This window comes from Pseudomonas germanica (genome assembly GCF_019614655.1).
Taxonomy (GTDB): domain Bacteria; phylum Pseudomonadota; class Gammaproteobacteria; order Pseudomonadales; family Pseudomonadaceae; genus Aquipseudomonas; species Aquipseudomonas neuropathica.
Map to the genome: position 1 here is coordinate 4,991,693 of NZ_CP071586.1, position 13,798 is coordinate 5,005,490.

Below are 13,798 nucleotides of genomic sequence, written 5' to 3' on the forward strand. Positions count from 1 at the left end.
GGCGGTTGATGCTCATCAGGCTAAAGGGCACCTCTAAAAACGCCGACTCGGGTGTCAGGTGGCTGCACGGTGGAGGACCTGCGACCGTTCGTCAGGGGTGACCGACGGGTCATTGATCTTCACGCTGTGTAAACTGCGCGCCGGACCTGCGCTGCGCATCACCTTGTACTGCCTGTGCCCTGTCTTTAGACGTGCTCTTGAAACCGCCAGTCTGCCTACGACGAGCGCAAAACCGCCCGTATCTTGACCGGAACGCCTATTCCGGTCAATACAGCAAAATGACCATTCATAAGCCGCGCTTCTTTGATTTCTCTGGGCTGGAGCCAATTCAAACAAACGTTTGTATTGGACGCTCGGAGTGGTGTAGATATAATGCGCCGCCTAGAGAGAAAGGTCGGACTCCAATATTCCCCTTGACGTTAACGTAAAGGAATAGCGGATGCGACATCAAACCTCCAAATTAGAAAAAAAACTGTTGAGCCTTGAGTAGGAGATAGCCTGTGGAACGCGAATACATGGAATTCGACGTGGTCATCGTCGGTGCCGGCCCCGCTGGCCTGTCCGCCGCCTGCCGTCTGAAGCAGAAGGCCGCCGAAGCCGGTAAGGAAATCAGCGTCTGCGTGGTCGAAAAAGGCTCCGAAGTCGGCGCACACATCCTGTCCGGTGCCGTGTTCGAACCACGCGCTCTGAATGAACTGTTCCCGGACTGGAAAGAACTCGGCGCCCCGCTGAACACGCCAGTGACCCGCGACGATATTTTCGTACTGAAAAACGCCGACAGCGCGCAGAAAATTCCTGACTTCTTTGTGCCCAAGACCATGCACAACGAAGGCAACTACATTATCTCCCTCGGCAACCTGTGCCGCTGGCTCGCCCAGCAGGCCGAGAACCTCGGCGTGGAAATCTACCCGGGTTTCGCCGCTCAGGAAGCACTGATCGACGAACAAGGCGTAGTGCGCGGGATCATCACTGGTGATCTGGGCGTCGACCGCGAAGGCAACCCGAAAGAAGGCTTGTACACCCCGGGCATGGAACTGCGTGGCAAGTACACGCTGTTCGCCGAAGGCTGCCGTGGCCACATCGGCAAGCAACTGATCAAGCGCTACAACCTCGACAGCGATGCCGACGCCCAGCACTACGGCATCGGCCTGAAAGAAATCTGGGAAATCGACCCGGCCAAACATCAGCCAGGCCTTGTGGTGCACACCGCTGGTTGGCCGCTGGACATCATGGGCACCGAAAACACCGGCGGCTCGTTCCTCTATCACCTGGAAAACAACCAGGTGGTGGTTGGTCTGATCGTTGACCTGTCCTACAGCAACACTTACCTGTCGCCGTTCGACGAGTTCCAGCGCCTCAAGCATCACCCGGTGCTGGCCCAGTATCTGGAAGGCGGCAAGCGCATCAGTTACGGCGCTCGCGCGATTTGCAAAGGTGGCCTGAACTCGCTGCCGAAAATGGTCTTCAAGGGCGGCGCGCTGATCGGTTGCGACCTCGGCACCCTGAACTTCGCCAAGATCAAGGGCAGCCATACTGCGATGAAGTCCGGCATGCTCGCCGCAGAATCCGTGGCTGACGCGCTGTTCGCAGAAAAGGACGGCACTGAAGAGCTGACCACTTACGTCGACGCGTTCAAGAAGAGCTGGCTCTACGACGAACTGTTCGCCAGCCGCAACTTCGGCCCGGCGATCCACAAGTTCGGCGCCATCGTTGGCGGCGGTTTCAACTGGCTGGATCAGAACATCTTCGGTGGCAAACTGCCGTTCACCCTGCACGACACCAAGCCGGATTACGCTTGCCTCAAGCTCGCGGCGGACTGCAAGAAGATCGACTATCCGAAGCCGGACGGCAAACTCAGCTTCGACAAGCTCAGCTCGGTGTTCATCTCCGGTACCAACCACGAAGAAGAACAACCTTGCCACCTGAAGCTGACCGACCCGAGCATCCCGATCAGTAAGAACTTGCCGCTGTACGACGAACCGGCGCAGCGCTACTGCCCGGCCGGTGTGTACGAAGTGATCACCAAGGAAGACGGCGAGAAGCGCTTCCAGATCAACGCGCAGAACTGCGTGCACTGCAAGACCTGTGACATCAAGGACCCTTCGCAGAACATCACCTGGGTCACGCCGGAAGGCGCTGGCGGCCCGACTTACCCGAACATGTAAGTCGAACCGCTGAACATCAAGGCTCCCGAATCGGGGGCCTTTTTGTTGCCCAAAATTTACTGCATCACTTGACTCCCTGTGGGAGCTGGCTTGCCAGCGATGGGGCCGTGTCAAACGACATCATGGCAAACTGAACCACCGCTATCGCTGGCAAGCCAGCTCCCACAGGGATTGTGAAAATCATCAGGCAGCGCGCTCGTCACCCGGGCTGCGCTCGAAATAGCGCTTATATTCACGGCTGAACTGCGACGTACTCTGATACCCCACCCGATGCGCCACCTGCGCCACACCCAGGCCTTCGGCGACCAACAACGTCTGCGCCTTCAGTAACCTCAGGCGCTTCAGATACTGCACCGGCGACAACAACGTGCTGCGTTTGAAATGCTCATGAAAGGTCGACACGCTCATGTTCGCGCAACCGGCCAGCGTTTCAACGTTCAACGGCTCGGTGTAATGCGCATGCAGATGACTGATCGACGCCGCCACCCGCGCGAATTGCCCTTGCTGCTCGACCAATGCCCGCAACACATCCGCCTGCGGCCCGCGCAACGCGGTGAACAACAATTCACGCACCCGAGCCGGCCCAAGAATCTGGCATTCCAGCGGATCGTGCAGGCAACTCAGCAAGCGCTCGACGCAACCGCGCATGGCATCGTCGAGTACCACTGAGGTCATCGACTCCGGGGTCTGCGCCGGGATATGCCGGCCCGGCGCCAGCCCCATGGCCAGCACCAGCTCACCGAGCAACACCCGATCAATCGCCACCGAAACACCGAGCAACGGCGCATCCGGCAAGGCAAACGTCTCGCATTCGAACGGCACCGGCAGCGCCTGAATCAGATAGTGCCCGGCGCCGTACTCCATGGTGCGCGGCCCGAGAAACGCCAGTTTGCTGCCCTGGGCGATGATCATCAGGCTCGGTTCGTAAATGTGCGGGCCACGGGCAACGTCGCAACTGGCGCGCAACACTTGCACACCGGGCAACCCGGTCGGGGAATAACCATCGCGCAGCGCCAGCGGCTCGATCAGCGAAACCAGCCGCGCATTGGCATCAAGATGACGGGTCAACTGCATCGAATTGCTCTTCACAAAAAATCACGAAAATAAGGGATGAAAGCATCATCGCAGATCCTTTTGCCAATGCGACCGATCAAACCCGCATGCCGGAGGATTAGGCATGAGACCCGGAGGAATCGTCATGGCCGGACCGACAGTCGGCGCCCAGAATGCGCCGCCTCACTTGTTCCTGCTTTTGCGAGGTTTCACATGTACACCGCCATCGGTTATGCCGCCCAATCGGCCACCACCCCCCTCGCCCCGATGAAATTCGAACGCCGCAGCCCGCGCGCCGATGACGTCGCGATCGAAATCCTTTACTGCGGCGTCTGCCACTCCGATATCCACCAGGCGCGCAACGAATGGGGTATCGCCGTTTACCCGCTGATGCCCGGCCACGAGATCGTCGGAAAAGTCACCGCGATCGGTGCGAATGTCACTCAACACAAGGTAGGCGACCTGGTCGGGGTTGGCTGCATGGTCGACTCGTGCCGCACCTGCGAAGCGTGCCAATCGAACCTTGAGCAATACTGCCTCGAAGGCCCGACCATGACCTACGCCACCCCGGATCGGGTCGATGGCAGCAACACCATGGGCGGTTATTCCGACAGCATCGTCGTCAGCGAGCACTTCGTCGTGCGCATTCCGGAAAAACTGGCGTTAGCCAGCGCCGCGCCAATCCTCTGCGCCGGTATCACCACCTACTCGCCGCTCAAGCACTACGGCGTGAAGGCTGGCGACAAGGTCGGGATTCTCGGCATGGGCGGTCTGGGCCACATGGGCATCAAGTTCGCCAAAGCCATGGGCGCCGAAGTGACGCTGTTCACCCGTTCGGCAAGCAAGGCTGAAGAAGGCCGCCGTCAGGGTGCCGATCATGTGATCGTCTCCACCGACGCCGAGCAGATGAAAGCGGCTGCCGGTTACTTCGACTTCCTGCTCGACACCATTCCGGTGCAGCACGATCTCAACCCGTACCTCGACACCCTGCGCTTCGACGGCGTGCACATTCTGGTCGGTCTGATCGAGCCGATTGATCCACCGGTACACGCCGGCAAACTAGTGATGAGCCGTCGCGTGCTGGCCGGCTCGTTGATCGGTGGCGTCGCCGAAACCCAGGAAGTCCTGGATTTCTGCGCCGAGCACAACATCACCTGCGACATCGAAATGCTCGACATCCGCCAGATCAACGAGGCTTACGCCCGGATGATTGCCGGTGACGTGAAGTACCGCTTCGTGATCGACATGGCGACGCTCAAGGTTTAAACCTTCAGGCCTAGCTCTGCCGACAGCCGGGCTGTGACCCCTTTGATCAGGGGAATCAGCTCGGCCATTTTTTCCAGCGGCATGTACGGCACGGTGCTGGCGATACTGATCGCCGCCACGATGCCCTTGCTCGCATCCCGAATCGGCGCCGCCACGCAGCGGATCGACGGTTCGTTGTCCTCCAGATCGAAGGCGTAGCCCCCGGCGACGTACTCGGTCATACGCTGCTCAAGCTGCTCCCACGACTGCTGAGGATGCTGCGGCCAGAACTGACTCTTCCCACCTGCCGGCAGACTGATGTCGTACAGACGTTGCCAGTCTTTCGGTGAGTCATCGAGCATCAATGCCTTACCAATACCGGTGCGCGCCAGCGGCATGCGATGGCCGACCCGCGAACGCATTTCCGGGCCGTTGCGCCCCGGATTTTTCAGCAGATACAACACTTCATCGCCTTCGCGAATGCCCAAGTGCACGGTGTCACCAGTCAGCGCCGACAACTCGTCCAGATACGGCCCGGCCAGGGTCACCAGCGGCAACTCTTCACGCGCCTGGAAACCCAATTCGATCAGCTTCGGTCCGAGCAGATAACCGACTTGCGGCACCACGCGCAGGTAGCGCTCGTCGACCAGGCAACTGGCCAGCCGATGGGTGGTGCTGCGCGTGGTACCGATTAGCCGGGCAATCTCCTTGAGATCGCGGGCGCCACTGGCCACCGCTTGCACCACGCCGAGACCGCGCAATAGCGTCTGGGTGCCGGTGGGTGCGGCGTCCTTGGTTTTTTCCGGAGCGTCTTCCTGCATATCCAGCCTTTTACCGTTGAGCGAAGGAACGGGCGGCATTATGGTCGCCCGACGCAGACCACTACAACTCGATACGCTCGACCTTGCCGACCAGCAGCACGTAGGACAAAGCACCGATCAAGGCGAGAACCGCGATATAGGTGATCGCCGGGGCGAACGAATCGCCGCTGGCAAGGAAACCGATGACGATCGGCGTAGCAATTGCCGACAGGTTGCCGATGAAATTGAACACCCCGCCAGTCAGCCCCAACAACCGCGCTGGCGCTAACGTCGACACCAGTGACCAAGTGATCGAGGCCAGACCGTTGCCGAAAAATGCCAACGCCAGAAAGGCAATCACCAGCGGCGTCGACTCAACGAAGTTGGCGCCGATGATCGAGGTGGAAATAAGCAGCCCGCCAATGATCGGCAACTTGCGCGCAAACCCGACGGTGTAGCCGCGACGAATCAAGAAGTCGGAAAAGAACCCCGAACACAGCACACCGATGAACGCGGCGAGAAACGGCAGCGACGCCAGCAGGCCGGACTTGATGAAGTCCATGCCGCGATATTTCACCAGATAGGTCGGGAACCACGTCAGGAAAAACCACAGCGTCGAGTTCAGGCAGAACTGGCCGAGGTAGATACCCCACAACTTGCGCTTGGTCAGGACGATGCCCAGATCGGTCCAACTGAACTTGGCTTTGACCTTGGCCGACTCTTGCTGAATATCAACTAGACCACCGCCCTCGCGGATCAGGTCGATTTCCGCTTCGTTCGCGCCTTTGAAATCCCGTGGCTCGCGATACACCGCGTACCAGATCGCCGCCCAGATAATGCCGACAGCGCCTGTTGCGACGAACACCATGTGCCAGCCGAATTCATGTTGCAGCCAGGCGAGCACCGGAGTGAGAAATGCCAGACCAACGAACTGTCCCGACGTGTAAAAACCAATCGCCGTGGCGCGTTCCCGCTCGGGAAACCACGTCGTGACCACACGGCTGTTGATCGGATAAGCCGGCGCTTCCAGCGCACCGACCGCCATGCGCAATACAAACAACGCGATGAAACTCGCAGCGAAACCGAGCATCACCGTAGCCACAGACCACAACAACAAAGCGACGCTGTAAAGAATGCGCGGCGGCACGCGATCGACCAACCAGCCGCCGGGGATCTGCATCGCGGCGTAAGTCCAGCCGAACGCGGAGAAAATCAGACCGACGTGAATCGGATCGATGCCCAGCTCACTGGTCAGCGCCGGCGCAGCAATCGACAGGTTGCTGCGGTCGAGGTAGTTGATGACCACGGTGATAAACAGCAACACCATGATGAAAAAACGCTTACGGCTGGGCGTGACTAAAGACGCCTGCCCGGTGAGGGTTTGCGGTTGCATGGGGAGAGCCTCTTTTTATGTTTATTGAGGTCGGCCTGAGGCCTGATCGTTCCCACGCTCCGCGTGGGAATGCAGCCCGGGACGCTCTGCGTCCCAAAAGCGCACGCAGAGCGTCCATTGAGGCATTCCCACGCAGAGCGTGGGAACGATCTCATCGGGTGTGTCAGGGACGACTCACCACTCGGCAAAACTGCCATCGGCATGACGCCAGATCGGGTTGCGCCAGCGATGCCCGACCGCTGCGCGCTCGATCACATATTCTTCGTTGATCTCAATGCCCAACCCCGGGCCGTTCGGAATCTTCACAAAACCTTTGTCGTAATCGAACACCCGCGGATCCTTCACGTAGTCGAGCAAGTCGTTGCTCTCGTTGTAATGGATGCCCAGGCTCTGCTCCTGGATAAACGCGTTGTAACAAGCCGCGTCCAATTGCAAACACGCCGCCAGCGCAATCGGCCCCAACGGGCAGTGCAGCGCCAGTGCCACATCGTAGGCCTCGGCCATGTTGGCGATCTTGCGGGTTTCGGTGATGCCGCCCGCGTGGGAGGCATCCGGCTGGATGATGTCGACGTAACCTTCGCTCAACACGCGTTTAAAGTCCCAACGCGAGAACAGCCGCTCACCCAGAGCAATCGGTGTGCTGGTCAACGGCGCCAGCTCTTTCAACGCTTCATAGTTTTCGCTGAGCACCGGCTCTTCGATAAACATCAGTTTGTACGGGTCGAGTTCCTTCATCAGCACCTTGGCCATTGGCTTGTGCACGCGGCCATGGAAGTCGACGCCGATACCGACGTTCGGCCCGACCGCGTCACGTACGGCGGCGACGTTGGCCAGCGCCAGATCGACTTTCTCGAAGGTATCGAGGAATTGCAGTTCTTCGGTGCCGTTCATTTTCACCGCAGTAAAACCACGGCTCACCGCCTCTTTCGCCGCACGCGCGGTGTCCGCTGGACGGTCGCCGCCAATCCACGAATACACGCGAATCTTGTCACGCACCTGACCACCGAGCAGATCACTCACCGACACGCCAAGGGCCTTGCCCTTGATGTCCCACAACGCCTGATCGATACCCGCCAGCGCGCTCATGTGGATCGCACCGCCACGGTAGAAACCGCCGCGATAGAGCACAGTCCAGATGTCTTCGATGTTGCGTGGGTCTTTGCCGATCAGGTAGTCGGACAATTCTTCAACGGCAGCCGCGACGGTGTGTGCGCGGCCTTCGACCACAGGCTCGCCCCAACCGGTCACGCCCTCGTCGGTTTCGACCTTGAGAAAGCACCAGCGCGGCGGGACGATGAAGGTGGTGAGTTTGGTGATTTTCATCTTTTTGTCTCTCTTGTAGATGCAGCGCACGCAGCGCCAAAAAGTCTTAGCGAAGGGCCTTCCACGCGGCCACATAGGCCTTGGCATTCACCGCCACTTGCTCCGGGGTCATGCCCGGTTTGAACAGTCCGGAACCGAGGCCGAAACCTTTTACACCGGCATCGATAAACGCCTGCATATTGTCCGGCGTGATGCCGCCGACCGGCGCCAGTACCGTTCCCGTCGGCAACACTGCGAGCCAGGCTTTGACGACCGCCGGGCCCATCTGCTCGGCCGGAAACATCTTGAGAATGTCCGCGCCCTCCTCCAGTGCCGCGAAAGCCTCGGTCGGCGTGGCGACACCCGGCGACAGAAACAGCCCCGCCGCTTTCGCCGCACGCAAGACCTTGGCGTCACTGTGCGGCATGACAATCACTTGGCCGCCGGCTTCTTTCACCAGCTCGACCTGTGCCGGGGTCAACACCGTGCCGGCACCGATCAGGCAATCGGCGGGCAGGGCCTTACGCAGGATGCGGATACTTTCGTACGGCGAAGGGGAATTGAGCGGTACTTCGATGACGCGAAATCCGGCCGCATACAGGACTTCTCCGACAGCGGCGGCTTCCTGCGGATGCAGTCCCCGCAGGATCGCGATCAGACCGTTTTGCGCCAATGCTTGCTTGAGCATGTCAGGCCTCCAGTCAGGGTTAACGGGATGAGGAATCGATCAGTCCGGCGGCCAGCGCCAGTTGCCACAGACCACGCTCGGTGGCCTGTTCGGCCAGCGTCACGTTGGCGAAACCGCAGGCAGCGAGGGCACGGCTGTAGCGCGTGCAGAGTTGCGCGTTGCCGATGAGGATGATCGAAGGAAGATTCGGGTTGTTGCGGCGACGCCGCTGAACCGTGGCGAGCGCCGCCAGTTCATGGCCGATCATCAGGCCGGACAGATAATCCGCCTGCGCGGTCGGGCTGAGTTCGCCGGTCAGGCCCAAGGTACGGGCACTGAACAACGTCGACAGCACGCCGAGTTCGCCGTCCGCCGACTGCGCAACCTGCACACCACGGTCAAACGCCAGAGCATCGAACGCCGCCCCCTGCTTCAGGGTACGGCCGAGAATGCTGTGTTCACTGAGCACGGCGAACACTTCGCCGGTCATGAACGTGTCGAAATGGGTGATGCAGCCATCGACGACGTCCACCCATTTCGAATGACTGCCCGGCAGACCGATCAACAGATCAACACCCGCCTCAATCGGCAGATTCTGCAGCACGCCGAGCACTTGGGTTTCTTCGCCGCGCATCACGTTCGGCAGGCGCGAACGCTGAATCACACCCGGCACGATATGCACGCGGGTGCCGCGCAGGCTGACAATTGTTTGTAGGGAGTTTCCGAGATTGGCGACGTTCGCCGGCGTCTCGCAGTAGGCTGCTTCACGCCAGCCCTGTGCACTGCCGACCATGCCGCAAGCTATCACCGGTAGATTCGGCTGCGCATCGAGCCAGTCGCCGCACGCCTCGTCGAAGGCCAGTTCAAAACCATCGGCGCATTCGCGACCGTTGATGACTCGCGGAGTCTTCGGCAGTTGCATGATCCCGGACGACAGCGCGCGCTGCTCCAGCACCACACCGTCCGCTGCGAGTTTGTAAGCACGTAATGAGGTCGTCCCCCAATCGAGCGCGATCAATTGCGCCAGCATCGCTTCACCTGTTTTGTTTTTGGCAGTGAGTGCGACGGACTATAGACCTCTCAGACGGGAAATCTCAATATGTAATTTTGCATCCCACATTATGGGATAAAGCAATCATTGCACGCGCTGCTGTTCAATGACGTGTACGAGGTCAGTTGCTGGAATCAGCATTGACTTCGAATAGTATCCCCCGAATGAGTAAGCTGAGGTAAACACTCTGCAAGAGACGGCGTTACGTTCATTTAATAATGCCAGCAGTTCTTCCGCGCTCATGAAAACATTTGAAACGCCCTCATCCTCCTTTCTCACTGCGGACAATCTAGACGTATAAATATGGTCTAAACCAGACTTATCGGCGTCAACCTCAACAAGATTACCAACAAAATAATTAGTCAATTTATCGGAGTTTTCAAATTCAAGCTCTTTATCCAGAGAGCAAAACAATGTTTCACCCAACTGTGTTTCTCCCGTCGCATCCTTAAAAAAATTCAACACATCGGTCTTCGAACTAAAGCGAACACTCCAAGACAAACTATCGCCCCCTGTAGCGACAGAAATGAATTCAATCTCGGTATCAGGAAGAATCGGCCGCTTGGCACAAGAACTACATAGAAGCATCGTCAGCACAATAAATAGTCGTATCATTTTTTCGATTCCAAATATTGAGTCACTCGCTCATAAACTATATCGCACGCAGACTTTCCACTTTGAAGTTTGGAGGCGAACAGCATACCTGCTTGCCGGTGATTCGCACTGACCGCCTCATTTATATTCGGTCCAGATGTCATGATCCAGCGCTCTCCCAAACTGGCAACAGTATCTGAATCGTCTTTTTCCTTGGGGGATGCCAATATATTTATCCAGTAATCTGCCACGGGCTTTGGCGTCGTAAAATAGATATCAGAGAACATCCATACACCTGTACCACCGCCAACAGGATCGAGTGTTACCAACATCTTGACTGTATAACCTCGTTCTTTCAAAATCGAGGTCAAATGTGCACCATTCCACCCCCCAAGGCTATGACCAACAATCACAAGATAAACCGTCTTATCACCTTTTAACGGGCGTATTACATACTTCTCGATATCCTTCTCACCGCGAACATCCTTATAGCTTATATAAGGTAAATTAACGTCGAGCTTTTGTTCCGGAGACAGTCTGTTCGACAACTGATTCCACGCATTTTGCACGTTATGATGAGGAGGTTCATTCTGATAATACTCCTCTTTATCCCCAGCACCGCCAATAAAGAAAACGGCTACCTTTTTCACTTTGACAGTAACTTGCTTGACGCTCTGGTCAGTCTTGCAGGTCAACTCATGGCCAGCCACTTCAGTTTTGCAGTCTCTGAGTGCAGGATTTTCGACTTCCATTTCGATCACTCTACAAACAATTTAATAGTTTCAGCCAAGTGAGAACTCACCATATGGGTAAAGCCCTGCTCATTGGTGATGCCATGTTCTATGCGCCCATCACCTCGCTGGATCGCATACGGATGATCGGGGATAGGCTCGCCAGTCGCCTCATTAACCACTTGCAACCTGTCCGTAAAATGCACCGGCATCGGCAACAGCCCACTAAACGCTGCCCCTCCGCCACTCTGGCCGATAATCACCGTCCCCGAGCCACCCACCACGACATTGCCGTGGCCTCCGGTGCTGTCGAGCGTGGCGGCATTCAAGCCGTTGATAAAAACGGTGCCGGAAACTGCCCCGGTAATCGGACTGCCGCACGCCGATTTATCGGTCATGCGCGCGGCGGCGAGGCCGTCGAAGAAGACGTTCGGCGAGCCGGAGGCAATCGGGTTGGTGCCATGGCCTGGCAATGGGCAGGCGGTAGGGTCGGTGACGCGTGCAGCGGGTTTACCACTCAATTCAAAGCTCCTTGCTTCAGGGGTTCCGGGTGCGGCTGATGAATATCGATGTCGGTCGCGGCGAACCGCCAGCGGTTGTCGACGGGGTCGAACAGGGCGTGGCAATGCTCACGGCTGTCGGGTGATGCGGCGGTTTGCAGGTGTCGCCAGGCTTCGTCGGTTTGCCAGGCCAGTTCGGCCGGCGAGGCGTCGTCGAGTTCGTTGAGCCAGGCGTTGTAGTTGCGCAGGTGATTACGCTCGTAAGTCGATTGCAGCAGTTCGGCCATTTGTGCGCCGAGGTCGAGATGATGCTGGGCCGTCCACTGGCCGATCTCGGAATAGACGTACCAGCCCATCGGCATCAACCCGCCGTCCTTGAGCAGCGAATGCCCGGCAGGGGCGACGAAACCACAGCAAATGTGCAGCATCAGCCAGCCTTGATGGGCGTCGATAAACGCCGTCGGATCGAAAGTGCGCAGCGGTATCACGCGGTAATCGGCGAGCCCGGCACTGCGCGTCATCAACTCAGCATCGAGGCGTGACACGAACGCACGAATGGCGCTGCCGCCCATGCGGTTTGTCATGCACAGAATGTCGACCGGTTGGCGCTGGGGGTTGTCGCTCGAGCCTGAGTTTTTCACTAGGCCATACAGACGCATTGTCGCCCGTAGTCCGCTCATCGCCGGTCACTCGTTGACGCAGCGAAGGCTCCACGGGCGTGGAGAAGTTGTGCCAGAGGCATTGCAGGTGTCGTCCGTGAGCGCGCAAAAATGGCGCGTAGAATGCCGGACTAGAGCGCTGGCGACAATCGAATTACTGCCGGATTGCCATCATCGTGTTCAACCCTCGGCAAACTCACGCAAAACCTGGCCATCCATGCGGTAGCGCACCCACTCTTCCTGAGGTTGCGCGCCGAGGGATTTGTAGAATTCGATCGCCGGCGTGTTCCAGTCGAGCACGCTCCATTCGAAGCGGCCGCAGTCGTTGTCGCAGGCGATTTTTGCCAGGTGGCGCAACAGGGTTTTGCCGGCACCGCCGCCGCGTTGCTCCGGGGTGATGTAGAGGTCTTCAAGGTACAGGCAATTGCTGCCGAGCCAGGTCGAATAGCTGAAGAAAAACACCGCGAAACCGATCGGCAGACCATCCCGCAGGCAGATCAGACCGTGGGCGGTGGCGCCTTCGCCGAACAGGCTGCGTTCGATGTCGGCGACGCTGGCGATGACTTCGTGACGGGCCTTTTCGAAATCGGCGAGTTCAGTGATGAAGGCGAGGATTTGCGGGGCATCGCTGGGGGTCGCCGGGCGGATTTCGATCGTCATGGACGGGCCTTGTCGGAAAAAGGAAAACGCCATACTAAGACGGTGCGCGGCGCTCGTCACATGGCAAAACACACACTACCCTGCGCAATGTTGCAAAAACAGCAGTCCCCTGTGGAAGCGAGCCTGCTCGCGAAAGCGTCCTTTCAGTCACCTGCATTGTTGATTGACAGACAGCATTCGCGAGCAGGCTCGCTCTCACACAGTGACTTCGACAGTCTAAAAGGATGTTTATGAACCTTGAGTTTTTTACACCGGTGGCGGCACTGGCAGCAGAGTTACTGCCGTACGCATTGGAGCCGTCCGACGACGGCGCTCACGACCTCGCCCACCTGCAACGGGTCTGGCACAACGTGCGTACGCTGCATGAAGAAGAAGGCGGTGATCTTGAGGTGTTGTTGGCCGCCGTGCTCTTGCACGATTGCGTGGCCGTCGAGAAGAATTCGCCACTGCGTTCGCAGGCTTCGCGGCTGGCGGCAGATAAAGCTTCGTCAGTGCTGGCCGATCTGAACTGGTCCGAAGAGAAAATCGCCGCCGTCGCCCACGCCATCGAAGCCCACAGTTTCTCCGCCAACATCACCCCGCTCACCCTCGAAGCGAAAATCGTCCAGGACGCCGATCGGCTCGACTCACTCGGCATGCTTGGCGTCGCCCGCACTTTCTACATCGCCGGGCGCATGGGTTCGGCGCTGTACGACCCGCAGGATCCCGAAGCGAAACAACGCGATTACGATGACACACGTTTTTGTCTCGATCATTTCCAGACCAAACTGCTGCACCTCGCCGACGGTTTCCAGACCACCGCCGGCCAGCGTCTTGCGCAGGTCCGTCATCAACGTCTGAAGGGTTTCATGGAACAGTTCAAGGAAGAGATTGGCATTGTTTAAGCCGTTACTCCGGCGTGCGCTGAACCTGACTTCGCCAACTTCAGACCTAACCCGCTCACCTGGCGTGCTAAACAGATGACGCTGAATTTCCGGT

The 13,798-nt window shown here is 58.3% G+C and carries 14 protein-coding genes; 3 read left to right on the forward strand and 11 right to left on the reverse strand.

Translation table 11 applies throughout. From position 1 onward, the window contains the following. Positions 1 to 500 precede the first annotated feature (500 nt). Complete coding sequence (locus tag J0G10_RS22015; protein ID WP_064120345.1) at positions 501 to 2,165, forward strand: electron transfer flavoprotein-ubiquinone oxidoreductase; 1,665 nt, start codon at positions 501 to 503, stop codon at positions 2,163 to 2,165. Between the two features lie 183 nt (positions 2,166 to 2,348). On the opposite strand, the gene J0G10_RS22020 is transcribed toward J0G10_RS22015, so the two are convergent. Next, positions 2,349 to 3,239, reverse strand: coding sequence for an AraC family transcriptional regulator (locus tag J0G10_RS22020; RefSeq protein ID WP_007908334.1), 891 nt, complete (start codon positions 3,237 to 3,239; stop codon positions 2,349 to 2,351). Between the two features lie 192 nt (positions 3,240 to 3,431). On the opposite strand from J0G10_RS22020, the gene J0G10_RS22025 reads away from it, so the two are divergent. Then, positions 3,432 to 4,484 (forward strand): NAD(P)-dependent alcohol dehydrogenase, encoded by a 1,053-nt coding sequence (locus J0G10_RS22025; RefSeq protein WP_007908332.1) that lies wholly within the window; start codon positions 3,432 to 3,434, stop codon positions 4,482 to 4,484. On the opposite strand, the gene J0G10_RS22030 is transcribed toward J0G10_RS22025, so the two are convergent. The 10 genes from J0G10_RS22030 to J0G10_RS22075 form a co-directional block, all read right to left on the reverse strand. Beyond that, a complete protein-coding gene (locus J0G10_RS22030; protein WP_034155326.1) occupies positions 4,481 to 5,284 on the reverse strand; it encodes an IclR family transcriptional regulator in 804 nt (267 codons plus the stop codon). The two genes, J0G10_RS22025 and J0G10_RS22030, sit on opposite strands and share 4 nt — an antisense overlap. 61 nt (positions 5,285 to 5,345) lie before the next feature. Beyond that, a complete protein-coding gene (locus J0G10_RS22035) occupies positions 5,346 to 6,656 on the reverse strand; it encodes an MFS transporter (RefSeq protein WP_095048589.1) in 1,311 nt (436 codons plus the stop codon). 174 nt (positions 6,657 to 6,830) lie between these two features. Then, on the reverse strand, positions 6,831 to 7,979 hold the full coding sequence (gene dgoD / locus J0G10_RS22040; RefSeq protein WP_007908327.1) for a galactonate dehydratase: 1,149 nt from the start codon (positions 7,977 to 7,979) through the stop codon (positions 6,831 to 6,833). A gap of 46 nt (positions 7,980 to 8,025) precedes the next feature. Continuing rightward, positions 8,026 to 8,646 carry a 2-dehydro-3-deoxy-6-phosphogalactonate aldolase gene (locus J0G10_RS22045; protein ID WP_220556697.1) on the reverse strand — a complete coding sequence of 207 codons (621 nt, stop codon included), beginning with the start codon at positions 8,644 to 8,646 and terminating at the stop codon, positions 8,026 to 8,028. Positions 8,647 to 8,665: 19 nt separating this feature from the next. Next, positions 8,666 to 9,655: a 2-dehydro-3-deoxygalactonokinase gene (locus tag J0G10_RS22050; protein WP_095048591.1), complete on the reverse strand. Its 990-nt coding sequence runs from the start codon at positions 9,653 to 9,655 to the stop codon at positions 8,666 to 8,668. 105 nt (positions 9,656 to 9,760) lie between these two features. Continuing rightward, complete coding sequence (locus tag J0G10_RS22055; protein ID WP_095125191.1) at positions 9,761 to 10,291, reverse strand: hypothetical protein; 531 nt, start codon at positions 10,289 to 10,291, stop codon at positions 9,761 to 9,763. Continuing rightward, positions 10,288 to 11,022 (reverse strand): alpha/beta hydrolase family protein, encoded by a 735-nt coding sequence (locus J0G10_RS22060; RefSeq protein ID WP_077574055.1) that lies wholly within the window; start codon positions 11,020 to 11,022, stop codon positions 10,288 to 10,290. The genes J0G10_RS22055 and J0G10_RS22060 overlap by 4 nt, the downstream gene beginning before the upstream one ends. 5 nt (positions 11,023 to 11,027) lie before the next feature. Further along, positions 11,028 to 11,522, reverse strand: a complete 495-nt coding sequence (locus J0G10_RS22065; protein WP_016986005.1) for a PAAR domain-containing protein — start codon at positions 11,520 to 11,522, stop codon at positions 11,028 to 11,030. Continuing rightward, positions 11,519 to 12,181, reverse strand: coding sequence for a hypothetical protein (locus J0G10_RS22070; RefSeq protein WP_220556698.1), 663 nt, complete (start codon positions 12,179 to 12,181; stop codon positions 11,519 to 11,521). The genes J0G10_RS22065 and J0G10_RS22070 overlap by 4 nt, the downstream gene beginning before the upstream one ends. 159 nt (positions 12,182 to 12,340) lie before the next feature. After that, positions 12,341 to 12,820, reverse strand: a complete 480-nt coding sequence (locus J0G10_RS22075; protein ID WP_007908312.1) for a GNAT family N-acetyltransferase — start codon at positions 12,818 to 12,820, stop codon at positions 12,341 to 12,343. A 230-nt stretch (positions 12,821 to 13,050) separates the two neighbouring features. Between J0G10_RS22075 and J0G10_RS22080 the strand changes: the two genes are divergently transcribed. After that, positions 13,051 to 13,704: an HD domain-containing protein gene (locus tag J0G10_RS22080; RefSeq protein ID WP_095048595.1), complete on the forward strand. Its 654-nt coding sequence runs from the start codon at positions 13,051 to 13,053 to the stop codon at positions 13,702 to 13,704. Positions 13,705 to 13,798: the final 94 nt, after the last annotated feature.